The sequence below is a fragment of the Curtobacterium sp. VKM Ac-1393 genome (assembly GCF_015350995.1).
Lineage (GTDB): Bacteria > Actinomycetota > Actinomycetes > Actinomycetales > Microbacteriaceae > Curtobacterium.
This window is the reverse complement of record NZ_JADKRW010000006.1, coordinates 304,892-318,917: the sequence shown is the minus strand read 5'-3', so window position 1 is coordinate 318,917 and position 14,026 is coordinate 304,892. Positions and strand designations below refer to the sequence as shown.

13 protein-coding genes and 1 riboswitch are annotated in these 14,026 nt (G+C 72.6%); of the genes, 7 read left to right on the top strand and 6 right to left on the bottom strand.

Annotated elements, in window-relative coordinates:
• Positions 1 to 13 precede the first annotated feature (13 nt).
• Complete coding sequence (locus ITJ59_RS15100; protein WP_194652104.1) at positions 14 to 445, bottom strand: GNAT family N-acetyltransferase; 432 nt, start codon at positions 443 to 445, stop codon at positions 14 to 16.
• Between the two features lie 111 nt (positions 446 to 556).
• On the opposite strand from ITJ59_RS15100, the gene ITJ59_RS15095 reads away from it, so the two are divergent.
• The 7 genes from ITJ59_RS15095 (at position 557) to ribH (ending at position 9,664) form a co-directional block, all read left to right on the top strand.
• Complete coding sequence (locus tag ITJ59_RS15095; protein WP_194652103.1) at positions 557 to 1,903, top strand: hypothetical protein; 1,347 nt, start codon at positions 557 to 559, stop codon at positions 1,901 to 1,903.
• An 88-nt stretch (positions 1,904 to 1,991) separates the two neighbouring features.
• Entirely contained in the window at positions 1,992 to 3,545 is a 1,554-nt protein-coding gene (locus tag ITJ59_RS15090) for a hypothetical protein (protein ID WP_194652102.1), read from the top strand.
• Between the two features lie 163 nt (positions 3,546 to 3,708).
• Positions 3,709 to 5,046, top strand: coding sequence for an alpha/beta hydrolase (locus tag ITJ59_RS15085; protein ID WP_323749517.1), 1,338 nt, complete (start codon positions 3,709 to 3,711; stop codon positions 5,044 to 5,046).
• Positions 5,043 to 7,460 carry a bifunctional lysylphosphatidylglycerol flippase/synthetase MprF gene (locus tag ITJ59_RS19675; protein ID WP_194652101.1) on the top strand — a complete coding sequence of 806 codons (2,418 nt, stop codon included), beginning with the start codon at positions 5,043 to 5,045 and terminating at the stop codon, positions 7,458 to 7,460. Before ITJ59_RS15085 ends, ITJ59_RS19675 begins: the two co-directional genes overlap by 4 nt.
• A 167-nt stretch (positions 7,461 to 7,627) precedes the next feature.
• Positions 7,628 to 7,762, top strand: a riboswitch (FMN riboswitch).
• Positions 7,763 to 7,854: 92 nt separating this feature from the next.
• Positions 7,855 to 8,508 carry a riboflavin synthase gene (locus tag ITJ59_RS15075; RefSeq protein WP_194652100.1) on the top strand — a complete coding sequence of 218 codons (654 nt, stop codon included), beginning with the start codon at positions 7,855 to 7,857 and terminating at the stop codon, positions 8,506 to 8,508.
• Positions 8,508 to 9,188, top strand: coding sequence for a 3,4-dihydroxy-2-butanone-4-phosphate synthase (ribB, locus tag ITJ59_RS15070; RefSeq protein ID WP_194652191.1), 681 nt, complete (start codon positions 8,508 to 8,510; stop codon positions 9,186 to 9,188). Before ITJ59_RS15075 ends, ribB begins: the two co-directional genes overlap by 1 nt.
• Positions 9,185 to 9,664, top strand: a complete 480-nt coding sequence (gene ribH, locus ITJ59_RS15065) for a 6,7-dimethyl-8-ribityllumazine synthase (RefSeq protein ID WP_123292070.1) — start codon at positions 9,185 to 9,187, stop codon at positions 9,662 to 9,664. Before ribB ends, ribH begins: the two co-directional genes overlap by 4 nt.
• Positions 9,665 to 9,829: 165 nt before the next feature.
• Here the strand turns inward: ribH and ITJ59_RS15060 are convergent, their stop codons facing one another.
• From ITJ59_RS15060 to ITJ59_RS15040, 5 genes are all read right to left on the bottom strand, one after another.
• Positions 9,830 to 10,000, bottom strand: coding sequence for a hypothetical protein (locus ITJ59_RS15060; RefSeq protein WP_194652099.1), 171 nt, complete (start codon positions 9,998 to 10,000; stop codon positions 9,830 to 9,832).
• Positions 10,001 to 10,066: 66 nt separating this feature from the next.
• On the bottom strand, positions 10,067 to 10,615 hold the full coding sequence (locus ITJ59_RS15055) for a TetR family transcriptional regulator (RefSeq protein ID WP_194652098.1): 549 nt from the start codon (positions 10,613 to 10,615) through the stop codon (positions 10,067 to 10,069).
• A 72-nt stretch (positions 10,616 to 10,687) separates the two neighbouring features.
• Positions 10,688 to 11,602, bottom strand: coding sequence for a carbohydrate ABC transporter permease (locus ITJ59_RS15050; RefSeq protein ID WP_194652097.1), 915 nt, complete (start codon positions 11,600 to 11,602; stop codon positions 10,688 to 10,690).
• Entirely contained in the window at positions 11,599 to 12,633 is a 1,035-nt protein-coding gene (locus tag ITJ59_RS15045) for a carbohydrate ABC transporter permease (RefSeq protein WP_194652096.1), read from the bottom strand. The genes ITJ59_RS15050 and ITJ59_RS15045 overlap by 4 nt, the downstream gene beginning before the upstream one ends.
• Positions 12,630 to 13,940, bottom strand: a complete 1,311-nt coding sequence (locus ITJ59_RS15040) for an ABC transporter substrate-binding protein (RefSeq protein WP_323749516.1) — start codon at positions 13,938 to 13,940, stop codon at positions 12,630 to 12,632. The genes ITJ59_RS15045 and ITJ59_RS15040 overlap by 4 nt, the downstream gene beginning before the upstream one ends.
• Positions 13,941 to 14,026 lie beyond the last annotated feature (86 nt).

Below are 14,026 nucleotides of genomic sequence, written 5' to 3'. Positions count from 1 at the left end.
CGCAGCGGTCCGGTCAGCGCTTCCGGGTCATCGGGATGTGCGGGATCCGGTCCTCGAGGTACTCGTCGCCGGAGCGCACGAAGCCGAACCGGCCGTACCACTGCTCCAGGTGTGACTGGGCGCCGAGGGCGATGCTCGGGGAACGGGACTCGGCGATCGCGGCCTCCATCAGCTGCGCGGCGAGTCCTTGCCCGCGGGCGTGTGCCGCGGTGACGACCCGACCGATGCGCTCGGTGCCGTCGGGTTCGCGCAGCAGCCGGAGCGTGGCGTCCACCGAGCCCTGACCGGCCCAGAACTGCACGGTGCCGGGTTCGAGGTCGCGGCCGTCGATGTCGCCGTACGCGGCACCCTGTTCGACGACGAAGACGTCCTGTCGGAGTCGGAGGATCTCGTGCAGCGTGACGATGTCCAGGTTGCGGGTCGGGGCGGAGAAGATCGAGACCACGGACGGCCTTTCCTGAGAATTTCTTCCAGAACAGGGTGCGTTCCGGAACGGACCGGCGTACATTGCCGGTCAACCACTCTACGTGCGCAGCCGAGATCAGGAGGTGAGCGCATGGACACGACGTCGCGCGCACCCTGGCTCGCGGTGCTCCGGATCGCCCTGCTCGGCATTGGGTCCCTCGCTGCCCTCGTGCTGCTCTCCCTGCTGCTCGGCGCCCGGCCGGCCTCGGCGGTCGAGTCCGCGCCCGCTGCACCGACGCAGCAGCGTGGTCTGGTCAGCGGCGCGGAGGAGGGACTCGGCGAGACCGTCGACCACGTGAGCGGTGGCGTCGGACAGGTCGTCGGCGGCGTCGTGGATCCCGTCCGGACGGCCGTCGCGCCACACCGGGTTCCCGCCGCCCCGACTCCCAGCACCGCACCGGTCGCCCCGAGGCCGGCCCCTGCCACTCCCGGTCCGGCCACTCCCGCTCCAGCGCCTGCCGCTCCAGCTCCCGCGGCGTCTGCGCCGGTCCCCGCAGCGCCCGCTCCGGCGCCCGCACGCCCGGCGACTCCGGCGACCGCACCCGCGGTGCCGGTCGCGACCGCCCCTGCGGCCGAGCCGGCCACCCACCCCGTGCGGCACGTCGTCGAGCGGGTGGGCAGCGCCTCCCGGCCCGTCACCGACACCGTCGCGAACGTGGTGCGCCCCGTCACCGGGACGGTGCGGACGCTCGCCGACGCACGCCCCGCGACCACCGTCGTCGACACGCTCGACCACGTGGTCGGAGCGGTCCCCGTGGCCGGCTCCGTCCTCGGCGACGACACCCTCGGCACCGTCACCGGTCCGGTGACCGGGCTGGTCGACGACACCCTCGGCGACGTCGGCACGGCCGTCGGCCAGGTCCCGGACATCGTCTCCGGCGTCGTCCCGTCAGTCGGCGGCGTCCTGCCAGGAGGCACGGATCCCGTCGTCGACGTCCCCGCACTCCCGGTGGACGGCGGCTCGATCCCGTCCGTCGGGCCCGGCACGGCGGCCCCGACCGCGGGGACCGGTGCGACCGCCACCACCCCGTCCACGGCGACCGCGTCGGCACCCCCGTCCACGGCGCCCCCGTCCACCACCGTCCGGACGACCACCACGGGCACCACGTCCGTCGAGCGACGGTCCGACGCGCCCACCGACTCGCCACTCGCGACCGGCCCCGTCGGCGTCGCCGGTGACGTGCAGGACGCGACCCTCGGCGGCACCGCCCTGCTCGTCCCGGAGCCGGGCAACGGTCCGTCGGTGCCGTTCGACGCGCAGCGCGGCCCGGGCGCCCTCGGCGGCGGCGCCTCCTCGACCGCCGGCGGCGTCGCTGCCGTCGGCATCGTCGGTTCGACCGACGACATCGTCTCCCTCGCCGCGGGGTCTCGCGGCACGCTCTCCGACGACGCGGTCCCCGCATCGGTCGTCGGCGAGCACGACGTCGCCCCTGACTGAGATCGGTGCGCCTGTCCGCCACGGCAGGCACGCACACACACCGACCGCGACCGCGGTCGGACGACGATCTCGATCAAGGAGCACGACCATGAACAAGTACGTCTCGAGAGGGCTCTGGTTCGCCCTCTTCGTCGGTGGCCTCTCACTCGGAGGGGCAGTCGCGGCGAACGCGGCCACCACTTCCGGTGTGGACAGCGCCGTCTCCGGCACCCAGGTGGTTCCCTCGGCGGATGCTCCGGTGTCCCTCACCGGCAACGCCCTCGGGGTGCTCGGCGACGCGGTGTCCTCGGTGACCTCGCCCGCCGCATCCGCATCCGCACCTGCACCTGCACCTGCACCTGCACCCGCGGCCTCGGCCCCGAGCACCTCGGGTGCCGACGGCGTGGTCTCCGGCACCCAGGTGGCGCCGGTCGTGACGGTCCCGGTGACCGTCGGCGGGAACGCCGTCGCCGTCGGCGGCGACGCGGTGTCGGCTCCGGTCCCCGCCGCTCCGGCACCAGCCGTCGCTCCGGCACCCGCTGCCGCTCCGGCACCCGCTGCCACGGTGCCCGCCACCACGGTGCCCGCCGCCCCGGCTCCCGCCCCTGCTCCGGCCACGTCCGGTGCGGACGGCATCGCCTCGGGGACGCAGGTCACCGGCTCCGTCACGGCGCCCGTGACGGCCAGCGGCAACGCGGTCGCCGTCGTCGGCGACGCGGTGTCGACCGCGACGCCCGCTACTCCGGCCACTCCGGCCACCCCGGCCACCCCGGCTGCTGCCGCTCCGAACCCGAGCACCTCGGGCGAGGACGGCACCGCGTCGGGTACCCAGGTCGCTCCGGTGGTGTCGGTCCCCGTCACGGTGTCCGGCAACGGCATCGGGGTCCTCGGTGACGGAACCGCTGTGGGCACGACGCCCGCTGCGGGCACCGGCGCGGCTCCCGCAGCGGCTCCGGTCACCGGTGGGACGACCGACGGTTCGGACGGTACGGCCTCGGGCACCCAGGTGTCCCCGGTGATCGACCTGCCGATCACGGTCGGCGGGAACGGCATCGGTGTCCTCGGCGACGGCACGAGCACCGGTTCGACCACCCCGGTCCGCACCACCCCGGCCGGCACGACCCCGTCAGCGGGCGGCACGACCTCCGGTGACGGCGGCCTGCTCTCCGGCACCCAGATCGCCCCGGTGATCAGCCTGCCGATCAGCATCGGCGGGAACGGCATCGGCATCATCGGTGACGGCACGGCCACCACGCCCGGCACCGGCACCGACCCCGGTGACGGCACGGACCCGGGCACGACGCCCGGTGACGGGACCGACCCGGGCACGACGCCCGGTGACGGCACGGACCCGGGCACGACGCCCGGCGAGGGGACCGACCCCGGGAACGGCACGACGCCCGTCGTCGTGACCACCCCGGTCGCTGCCACCGGCACGGACGGGCCGACCCGGGCCTCCACGGCGGGTGTGGTGACCACCACGGTCGCCGCGACCGGCGCGGTGTCGGCCGTCGCACCGACGGTGGCTGACACGGTCGCCAGCGGCGACGGCGCGACCGAGCTCGCCTACACGGGAGCGACCTCGCCGGTCGTCCCCCTCGGGTTCGCCCTCCTGCTGCTCCTCGCCGGAACGGGGACCTTGGTGCTGCGCCGGCGGCACTGACGCAACCGGGGACCGAGGGGCACCGCGCCTGCGGTGCCCCTCGTCCTCCTGCCCGCAGCTGGGAGGATCCCGCCAGACAGCTGTGACCGGTCGGTGGTGAACCTGTGCGCAGCAGAAGCGCCTCGGCGGCCGGTCAGCAGCGGGGCGACGCCACGATGAGAGCGTGTTCCACGACCTGCTGCGCCTCCCCGTCACCAGCCGCGACGTCCTCGTCCCCGTGGACGTCCTCGCGGTGTTGCTCACCGCCTGGGTCGTCACGGCGCCCGTGCTCCGACGCTCCCGCGCGCACCCCGTCCGTGCCGTGCTCGTCCGGCTCGCGGCGCTGCTCGTGGGGGCGGGCGCCGGGCTCGTCGCGGTCTGGTGGACCGGCGACGTCCTCGACCTGTTCGGCGTCTCGTTCACCCCCGTCACCCGGATGTGGATCGCCTTCGCCGGCGCGGCGATCGCCCTGCTGCTCGTGGTGCTCGTGCAGGGCGGCTGGACGCTGCGGGTGGTCGCCGTCGGTGCGGCGGCCGCGGTCGCACTGTCGGCCGGCCTCGGGGTGAACGTGGACTTCGGCTTCTACAAGGACCTCGAACAGGCGATCGCGACGAACCCGTACGCGACGCGGTCCCTCGCCGTCCAGCACGGTGTGCGCAGCGGGTCGGTGGTCGACGCCGCGCGCTGGCGGGCTCCGGCGGACATGCCGCGCGCGGGGGAGACCCTGAGCGTCCGGATCCCCGGCACGGTGTCGCACTTCCGTGCACGGAAGGCCGTGGTGTGGCTGCCGCCGGCCGCCCGTGTCGCCCACCCGCCGACCCTGCCCGTGCTCGTGGCGCTCTCCGGCCAACCCGGCCAGCCGGCGGACATGTTCCAGACCGGTGACCTCGGCCGGTACCTTGACCGGTATGCCGCCGCCCACCACGGACTCGCCCCGGTCGTCGTCTCCCCGGACCAGCTCGGCGCTCCGGAGCGCAACCCGATGTGCGTCGACTCCCGGCGCCTCGGCCGGAGCGCGACGTACGTGATGACCGACACGGTGCGGTGGATCCGACAGCACCTGCCCGTCGCGACGACGCCGAGCGCGTGGGGGATCATCGGGTTCTCGCAGGGGGCGACGTGCGCGATGCAGTTCTCGACCGCGCACCCGGGCGTGTTCGGGTCCGCGCTGGCGATCTCGAGCGAAGCCGCCCCGCAGAACGGCTCCCTGCAGAACACGATCGCCCAGGGCTTCGGCGGGTCGGCCGCCGCGTACCGTGCAGCGTCGCCGAGCGCGATCATGACCGCGCACGGCCGGTACCGCCACCACCTGACGGTCTTCGGCTTCGGGCAGGACGACGCCCCGTACCGCGCATCCACCCTGGCCCTGCGGGCGGTCGCCGAACGGGTGGGCATGCAGACCTCGCTCCTGGTGTCGCCCGGGTCCGCACACGACTGGAACACCGTGCGGTACGTCCTGGCCCACGGACTGCCGCGCGTGATCGCGCACCTCGGCCTCCCCGCGATGACGGGCGCCCTGTGACACGGCTCGACCCGCGCCCCGCCTGGCGGGTGGTCCGCCGGCAGCCCGTGACGACCGCGATCGCCGTCCTCGTGCTCGCCACCTCGGCCGCCGCGGTCGTCCTCCGCGTGCTGCACGGCGGCGGACCGGTGTCGTACGGCCCGTTCCGGGTGTTCGCGGTGTCGACGGGGGTGGTCGCCCTGCTCGTCACGCTGGCCGGGGTGGTGGTCCTCGTCGGTGCGGCCGAACGGCTGATGGGGTCGTGGCGGACCGTGCTCGCGTTCGTGGTGACGACGACGGTCGGCACCGGGATCGGAGCGCTCAGTGCGTTCGTCGACTCGGACGGGCGCGACGTCGGACCCCTGCTGCTCGGTCGCGCGACGAGCTTCGACCCGTGGACCGCGATCGTCGGGACGATCGTCACCGCGAGCGCCTTCGCCGGGCCGCTCTGGCGTCGGCGCATCCGGGTGAACGCCCTCGCCGTGGTCGCGGCCCTGCTGCTCTACGCGGGGCATGCCTCGGACCTCTACGCCGTGCTGGCCGCCGGTGCCGGCTGGCTGCTCGGCGAGCTGCTCCGTCGGACACCCAAGCGCGGCGGCTGGGTCCGGAGCTCCCACCGTGAGACCCGCGTGCTGCTCGGCACCGTCGTGCTGGTGTCCGCCGTCGGCCCCGTCATCGCGCTGGTCTCGCGCGCACGGGTCGGCATCCTGGCGCCGATCGCCGCGGTGGTGGGCGCCGGTCCGGTCACGCCGGTGCACGGGTGCCGGGCCGACGGGGTCGCGGGGGAGTGCCTCCGCGCGTTGCTCGCGTACCGCGCGACCGACCCCTGGAGCCTCGTCCTCGCCGCCGCGCCGCTCCTGGTGCTCGTCGTCGGTGGCCTCGGTCTGTTCCGCGGCAGCCGGTTCGCCGTGTGGCTCGTGGTCGTGGTCGACGTCGTCACGGCGGTCGCAGCGGCCGTCACGTACGGTGCGGTGCCGGGACGGGTCGAGCAGCTGCGCGGGCCGGAAGACCGGTTCGTCGTCGACGTGTCCATCGCCGCGTCGATCGTCGTCCCGCTCGCGACCGCCGTGGTCCTCGTGCTGCTGCGGCGGTCGTTCACCGTGTTGCCGTCCCGCCGCCGGGTCGTCACCTTCGCGGTGACGGTGCTCGCCGCCGCTGGTGTCGTCGTCACGGCGGTCCTGGTGACGGCCGCCTCGTCGCCCCAGCACGTCGAGGACCCCCTGCGCCTGGCCGTGGCCGCGCTCGGTCCGATCGCGCCGGTGACGTTCTGGGACCGGCTCCCGTCGCTGCCGCCGATGCTCCGTGTCGTGATCGGACTGGCCGGCCCGCTGCTCTGGTTCGTCATCGCGTTCGCCGCCGTCCGACCCACGGGGGCGGTCGAGCCCGACGCGGACGGCGATCGGACCCACGGCGACCGTGAACGAGCCAGGGCACTCCTCGAGGCCGGTGGTGGTGACGCGTTCGGGTGGATGACCACCTGGCACGGCAACGCCTACTGGTTCGCCGCCGACGGCCGTGCCGGTGTCGCGTTCCGCCGGGACGGCCGGGTCGCGGTGACGGTCGGCGGTCCGTTCGGCTGGCCGGACGCCCGCGCCGACGCCATGACGGCGTTCGCGCGTTGGTGCGACGACAACGGCTGGACGGCGGTCTTCTACGGCATCGGGACGGACACCGCCGGGTACCTCACGGCGCAGGGGTGGAGCACGCTGCCGGTCGCCGAGGACGCCGACCTCGACCCGCGCGTCTGGATGACGAGCGGCAAGCGCAAGCAGGACGTCCGCACGGCGGTGAACAAGGCGAAGCGCGACGGCACGACGGCCACGTGGTCGTCCTGGCAGGAGCTGCCGGCCTCGACCACGCGGCAGATCGAGGCGATCTCCGAGGAGTGGGTGTCCGAGCGGGAGCTGCCGGAGATGGGCTTCACCCTCGGCGGCGTCGACGAGATGCGGGACCCGTCCGTCCGCGTCCTCGTCGCGCAGGACGCCGACGGCACGGTGCTCGCCGTCACCAGCTGGCTCCCCAGCCACCGCGCGGGCCGCGTCGTCGGGTGGACGCTCGACGTCATGCGCCGGACCGGTGCGGCCCCGAACGGGGTGATGGAGTTCCTCGTCGCCAGCGCCGCGGATCGCATGCGCGAGGACGGCGTCGAGCGACTCAGCCTGTCAGCGGCGCCACTCGCGCAGGCGGGCGAGACGGCCCCGGCGAGCGACGGCGTGCAGAGCCTGCTGGACCTCGTCGGGGGCGTCCTCGAACCGGTCTACGGGTTCCGCTCGCTGCTGCGGTTCAAGCAGAAGTTCGGCCCGGACCTGCACCCGCTCGTGCTCGCGTACCCGGATCCGGTGGCCCTGCCGGCGATCGGCCTCGCGGTGGTCCGCGCGTACCTGCCCGACCTGTCGCTGCGGCAGGCGGTCGCGCTTGCGCGCGGACGCAGCTGACGTGGTCCGGTCGACCGTGTCGGCGCGGTGGACGGGACCGGACGGCGGACGGGAGGCGCGGTGCGGGCCCGCCACGGGCCTCCCGGTCGTGCGCCGCGACGCCCCGTGACGTGCCGCGCACCGGCCGGACGCGTCCGTCACCGGTCTGGGGTATCGTTCCGACTACGCAAGCGCTCCGGGGTCGGTGTAATTCCGAACCGGTGGTGACAGTCCACGAACTGATGACGGGTGCGAACCCGCCAGAGGTTGACCCGGTGAAACTCCGGGACCGACGGTGAGAGTCCGGATGGGAGGCGCGCTGGCGGACGAGACGTTCCCACGACCCGTGGGCCCGACCCGTCCGTCCATGCCGACGATCGTCGAACACCCCCGGAGTCCCGTTGAGAGGACACCAGTGTTCACCGGCATCATCGAGGAACTCGGCACCGTCACCGCCGTCGAGCAGCACGGCGACTCCGTCGCGCTCACCGTCCGGGGCCCGATCGTGGTCGCCGACGCGGCCCACGGCGACTCGATCGCGACCAGCGGCGTGTGCCTGACCGTCGTCGAGCAGACCCCCGACACCTTCACCGCCTTCGTCATGAAGCAGACGCTCGACATGAGCGCGCACGGTGCGCTGCGGGTGGGCGACCGCCTGAACCTCGAGCGTGCCGCGTCCGTCGGCGACCGACTCGGCGGGCACATCGTGCAGGGGCACGTCGACGGCACCGCCACCGTGCTCGAGACCGCCGACGGCGACGGCTGGCGCCGGGTGCGGTTCTCGCTCGCGCCGGAGCTCAGCCCGCTCGTCGTCGACAAGGGCTCGATCGCGCTCGACGGGGTCTCGCTCACCGTCAGCGCGGTGTCGTCCGAGGACACCGCGCCGTCGGCCGCGTGGTTCGAGGTCAGCCTGATCCCGGAGACGCTCGACGCCACGACGCTCGGCCTGCGTGTGCCGGGGGACCGGGTGAACGTCGAGACCGACGTGCTGGCACGGCACGTACGCCGGATGCTGCGGCTCGACGCGGCCGTCGGTGCACTCGAGACCGTCGGCTCGGAGGCCCGGTGATGGTCGCCTCGGCGCCGCAGACCGTCGGCTCGTCGAGCATCGAGGTCGCGATCGCGTCGGTGGCGGCCGGTCGCCCGGTGATCGTCGTCGACGACGAGGACCGCGAGAACGAGGGCGACGTCATCCTGTCGGCCGAGCTCGCGACGCCGGAGTGGATCGCCTGGACCGTGGCGCACTCGTCCGGGTTCATCTGCGCACCGGTCAGCACCGAGATCGCGGACGCCCTCGACCTGCCGCCGATGGTGGCGCACAACGAGGACGTCCGCGGCACCGCCTACACCGTCACGGTCGACGCGGCGGTCGGGGTCACCACCGGCATCAGCGCCCACGACCGCGCACGCACGCTCCGGGTCCTCGCCGACCCGGCCTCCGTGCGCGACGACCTGCACCGCCCCGGTCACGTCGTCCCCCTGCGGGCACGGCCGGGCGGGGTCCGCGAACGGGCGGGCCACACCGAAGCCGCGATCGAGCTCGTCACCGCAGCCGGGCTCCGGCCCGCGGCGGCGATCTGCGAGATCGTCGACGAGGACGGCAGCATGATGCGACTGCCGGCGCTCGTCGCACTCGGGGCGCGCGAGGGCGTGCCCGTCATCACCATCGCCGCGCTCGTCGAGTGGCTGGACGCGGCAGACCGGACGGCGGCAGCAGCTGCTCCGTCCACGGAAGGAACAGCACGATGAGCGGAGCAGGCGCGGCGGACCGCGACCACGTCGACGGCACCGGGATCCGGGTGGCCATCGTCGCCGGGCAGTGGCACGACACGATCGCCGCGGGGCTCCTCGCCGGGGCGCAGCGCGAGGTCGAACGGCTCGGCGCCACCGCGTCGGTGTTCCCGGTCCCGGGGAGCTTCGAGCTGCCCGTCGTCGCGAAGACCGCGCTCGAGGCCGGGTTCGACGCCGCGGTCGCGCTCGGGGTGATCATCCGGGGCGGCACCCCGCACTTCGAGTACGTCTCCGACGCCGCCACGAGCGGGCTCACCCGCGTGGCGATCGACACCGGCAAGCCCGTGGGCTTCGGCGTGCTGACGCTGGACGACGAGCAGCAGGGCATCGACCGGGCCGGGCTGCCCGGCTCGAAGGAGGACAAGGGCGCCGAGGCCGTGCACGCCGCGGTCGCGACCGCCGTGACGCTCCGCTCGTTGCGCGTCCTCGCGTAGCCCGCGCCGGCGGCGCGGTGCCGCGGGCGGAACCACGTTCCGGACACAGCACCACGCCATTCCACGGTGTCGTGTCCGGAACCTGGTTTCCGATACGGCCCGACGCCCGCACGCAGAACGGCCCCGCACCTCGAGAGGTGCGGGGCCGTTCTGCGTGCGGAGTGGCTACCGCTTGCCGAACACGTGGATCGGCAGGAAGAAGGAGAGGGTCATGAGGATCAGGCCACCCATGAAGACGAACGCCTGGCCCGACTCGACCTGGAAGGCGAACCCGAACAGGTACATCGACACCAGCAGCAGCAGGATCGAGAAAACAGCGGCGATGACGCGGCCCACGGGATACCTCCGGGTGTCGACGAGTGGAACGCCGCCAAGTCTATCCCCAGGAACGGGGATGGTCGTTCACGCGCCGGGCTTCGTCGCGATCAGCCGGTCCACGACGGCGAGCAGCGCCTCCATGTCGACGGTGGCGCGCTTCGGCCGGCCGTCGCTCGCCGCGCCCAGCGATGCCTGGTGGTAGAGACCGTCGCCGAGGAGCTTGACGGCCTGGGCGGTGGGTTCGTCGTGCAGGGCGTCGACGAGGGTCACGAGCCACGCGTTCTCGGTGTCGTCGAGGGTGCGGCCGGCCTCTTCGTACCCGGCCTGCTGCAGGCGGCTCGCGGCGAGGAGCGCCAGGTCGAGCTCGCTGCCGACGAACAGGCAGTTGCGGACGAAGTACCGGGCGGCGCCGTCCTCGGCCTCGGCCATGCGCTCGACGTCGATCGCGGACAGGTCGGACAGACGTTCGCAGAGGCCCTCGACCAGGGCCGCCTTGGAGCCGAAGTGGTACAGCAGGCCGCCCTTGGAGACGCCGGCGCGTGCGGCGACGGCGTCGAGCGTCGCGGGACGCTCGCCGTCCTCGCACACGATGGCGACGAAGCTGTCGAGGACGCGGTCGCGGGCACTGGCCATGCGCACGAGTCTAGGAGCAGAAGCAGGCGCCGCGGGCCACGCCGCGACGCCTGCTCCCACCCGCCGGGGCGGTCAGCCCTTCAGCGCTCCCGCCGCGATGTTCGCGATGAAGTGCCGCGAACCGATGATGAACACGCCGATGAGCGGGAAGACACTGATCACGGCGCCGGCCATCACCGCACCGAGGTCGGTCGCGTTCACCGAGCTCAACCCGGCGAGCGCCACCTGCAGCGTCTGCCCCTTCGGGTCGATGAGGACGATGAGCGGCCAGACGTAGTCGTTCCACGCGGTGATGAAGGTGAAGATGCCGAGGAACGCCAGGCCACCGCGGAGCATCGGCACGGCCACCGACCACCAGGTGCGGAAGAAGCCGGCGCCGTCCACCCGTGCCGAGTCGATGACCTCGTTCGGGATCGACGTGGTGGCGAACTGCCGGAGCAGGAAGATGCCGAAGGCGTTCGCGGCGCCCGGGATGATGAGTGCCTGCAGCCCGCCGATCCACCCGAGGTGCGCCATGAGCACGAAGCTCGGCACCAGCGACAGGCTGCCGGGCACCAGGAACGTGGCGAGCATCACGGTGAACAGGCTCCGCTTGAACGGGAACTCGTACTTCGCGAAGGCGAACGCGGCCAGCGAGTCGAACAGCATGACCAGGACGGCCGTGCTGCCCGCCACGAGCACCGTGTTGAGCAGCGCCCGCAGCATGTCGACGTTGCTGAACACCGATGCCACGTTCGCCAGGGCGTTGTCCCCGAACCAGAGCGACGGCGGGTAGCCGAAGATCTCCGCGTTCGTGGACGTCGACATCACGAGCAGCCACCAGAACGGGAAGATCGACAGCAGCACCCCCACGATCAGGCAGAGGTGGGTGACGGCGGTGCCGAGCCAGCCACGGCGGAACCCGCGGCCGCGGTCGTTCCCCGCGGCTCCCGGTCGCCCGAGTGCCGCGGCGGTGTTGGTCGTCGTCGTGGTCGGTGTCGCGGTCATGCGTCGACCCCCTTCGTGCTGGTGCGGACCGTGCGGGCCACGCGGAGTCGTCGTGGGGTCTTCAGGCCGTCGCGTTCACTGAGCAGACGCCAGTTGATGATCGCGAAGACCACGGAGAACAGGAAGAGCACCCAGGCGATCGCCGAGCCGTACCCGAAGTCGAACTGGTTGAACGCCTGCTCGTACTGGTACAGCACGATCGTCATGCCGGCCTCGTCGGGGCCGCCCACCGCTTGCCCGTTGAACAGGATCTGCGGTTCGGTGAAGAGCCCGAGCCCGCCGATCGTCGACGTGATGAGGGTGAACAGGATCACCGGTCGCAGCAGCGGCACCGTGATCCGCGAGAAGATCTGCCAGGCGTTCGCGCCGTCGACCTTGGCGGCGTCGTAGAGCTCGGTCGAGATCGACTGCAGGCCGGCCAGGTAGATGATCGCGTTGTACCCGGTCCATCGCCAGATCACCATGACGGAGATCGTGATCTTGATGCCCCAGTACGAGGACAACCACCCGACCGGGTCCGCTCCGAGTGCGCGCAGGGCCGCGTTCACCAGGCCGAAGCCGTCGGAGAACACCGAGCCGAACACGATGGCCATCGCGACCATGCTCGTGACGTTCGGCACGAAGAACGCGACGCGGTAGAAGCCCTTCGCGCGGATGTTGCCGTGCAGCAGGAACGCGAGCACGAGCGCGAGGAAGAGCATCGGGATCGTCGACATGACCCAGATGAGGAACGTGTTGCCGACGGCGTTCCAGAAGCGTGGGTCGCCGAGCAGGTACTGGTACTGGGCGAGCCCGACGAACGCCGGGGACCCGACGCCGTCCCAGTCGGTGAACGACAGCACGATCGAGAACACGATGGGGAACAGCCCGAACACCAGGAAGAGCACGTAGAACGGCGCGATCGCGACGTACTGCGGCCAGAACCGGCGGAACCCGAACCGACCGCCGGTCGCGGCCGTGGTGATGGACGAGGTCGGGGTCCCCACGACCTCGGGGATGCTCGTCGTCGGTGGTGCCTGCTTGGTGCTCATGCCCGGACCCCGCGCTTCTCGAGGACCCGGTTGGTCTGGTCGACGGCGTCCTGCCAGGCGCGGTCGGGGTCCTTCCCCGCTGCCTCGACGTTCGTGATCTCGGTCGCGAACGCGCCGATGAACCGCTCGGAGTTCGAGATGTAGGTCACGGGGACGTCCATCGCCGAGGCGTTGAAGAACGCCAGCGGGTCCTGGTCGCCGAAGTAGTCACCGGGCTTCCGCATGATCCCGTTGTCGAACGACGCCGGGGTGGAGGGGAACAGCTGGATGTCGTTGTACGTGTGCGACTGCACCTCGGGCGAGGTGATCCACTGCGCGAACGCGGCGGCCGCGGCCGGGTCCTTCGAGGTCTTCGGGACGGCGAGGAACGATCCGCCGCTGTTGCCGGGCCGATCCGGTTGCCGGGCGACCCGCCACGTGCCGGCGGCGTCGGGAGCGGTGTCGTGGATGACCTGCGTCCACCACGCGCCCTCGATCTGTCCCGCGACCCGGCCGGACACCCACCCGGCGTTCTGGTCGGTGCCGGACTGCAGGTTGCCGGTCAGGCCGGAGCGGACGCAGGCGACGGCGTTCTCCCACGCCTGCCGCACCGAGCTGTCGTCCTGCTCGAAGACCGGCTGGTCGTCGCGGTCGAAGTAGCGCGTGGGGCTGGCGTAGATGTACTGGTTGAAGAGCTGGTTGGCGGTGATGACCGTCGCGGCGTCCGCACCCTTCCGGATCTTCGCGCCGAAGGAGCGGAACCCGTCCCACGTCGCGATCGCGTCGGAGACCTCGTCCGGGTCGGTCGGCAGCCCGGCCTTCGCCAGGACGTCCTGCCGGTAGAAGAAGCCGGTCGGTCCGGTGTCGACGGGCCAGAAGCACTGCCGGCCGCTCGGCGTCCGGCCGAGCGCGCTCTTCCAGTCGTAGTACTCGTCCCGCTTCGCGGCGCCGCCGTGGTCGTCGAAGTCGGTGAACAGGTCTTCGTCGGGGAAGTACAGCCAGCAGTTCGAGTTCACCATCAGCACGTCGGGGATGAACGCGTTCCCGGCGAGTGCCGTGCGGAACTTGGTGTCGTACGCGGCGCCGCCGATCAGGTCGGGGCGGAGCCGCTTGGAACCCTGCCCGGCGATGCCCGCGGCCGCCTGCCGCAGGAACTTCGGGTCGAGCGACCGGTTCCAGTACCAGAGGACGAGTTCGTCCGGGTCCGTGGAGATCGCGGTGCCGGTCGAGCACCCGGCCAACAGGGTGGTGGTGGCGAGGGCGCCGAGGGCACCTGCGCCGGCGAGGAACCCTCGCCTGCTGAGACTGATCGATGGTGTTGCCGTCACGGAGTACCTGCTCTCGTCGTTGAGATCGGGGATGTCGCTGAGATCGGGAATGTCGTTGCGATCGGGTACCGGGAGCGTTCGACCGT

What these genes read in the sequence shown, in the direction of transcription:
- ITJ59_RS15095 (WP_194652103.1), top strand. Translation starts at nt 557, where the DNA reads ATGGACACGACGTCGCGCGCACCCTGGCTCGCGGTGCTCCGGATCGCC.
- ITJ59_RS15090 (WP_194652102.1), top strand. Translation starts at nt 1,992, where the DNA reads ATGAACAAGTACGTCTCGAGAGGGCTCTGGTTCGCCCTCTTCGTCGGT.
- ribB (WP_194652191.1), top strand. Translation starts at nt 8,508, where the DNA reads ATGGTCGCCTCGGCGCCGCAGACCGTCGGCTCGTCGAGCATCGAGGTC.
- ribH (WP_123292070.1), top strand. Translation starts at nt 9,185, where the DNA reads ATGAGCGGAGCAGGCGCGGCGGACCGCGACCACGTCGACGGCACCGGG.
- ITJ59_RS15055 (WP_194652098.1), bottom strand. Translation starts at nt 10,615, where the DNA reads ATGGCCAGTGCCCGCGACCGCGTCCTCGACAGCTTCGTCGCCATCGTG.
- ITJ59_RS15050 (WP_194652097.1), bottom strand. Translation starts at nt 11,602, where the DNA reads ATGACCGCGACACCGACCACGACGACGACCAACACCGCCGCGGCACTC.
- ITJ59_RS15045 (WP_194652096.1), bottom strand. Translation starts at nt 12,633, where the DNA reads ATGAGCACCAAGCAGGCACCACCGACGACGAGCATCCCCGAGGTCGTG.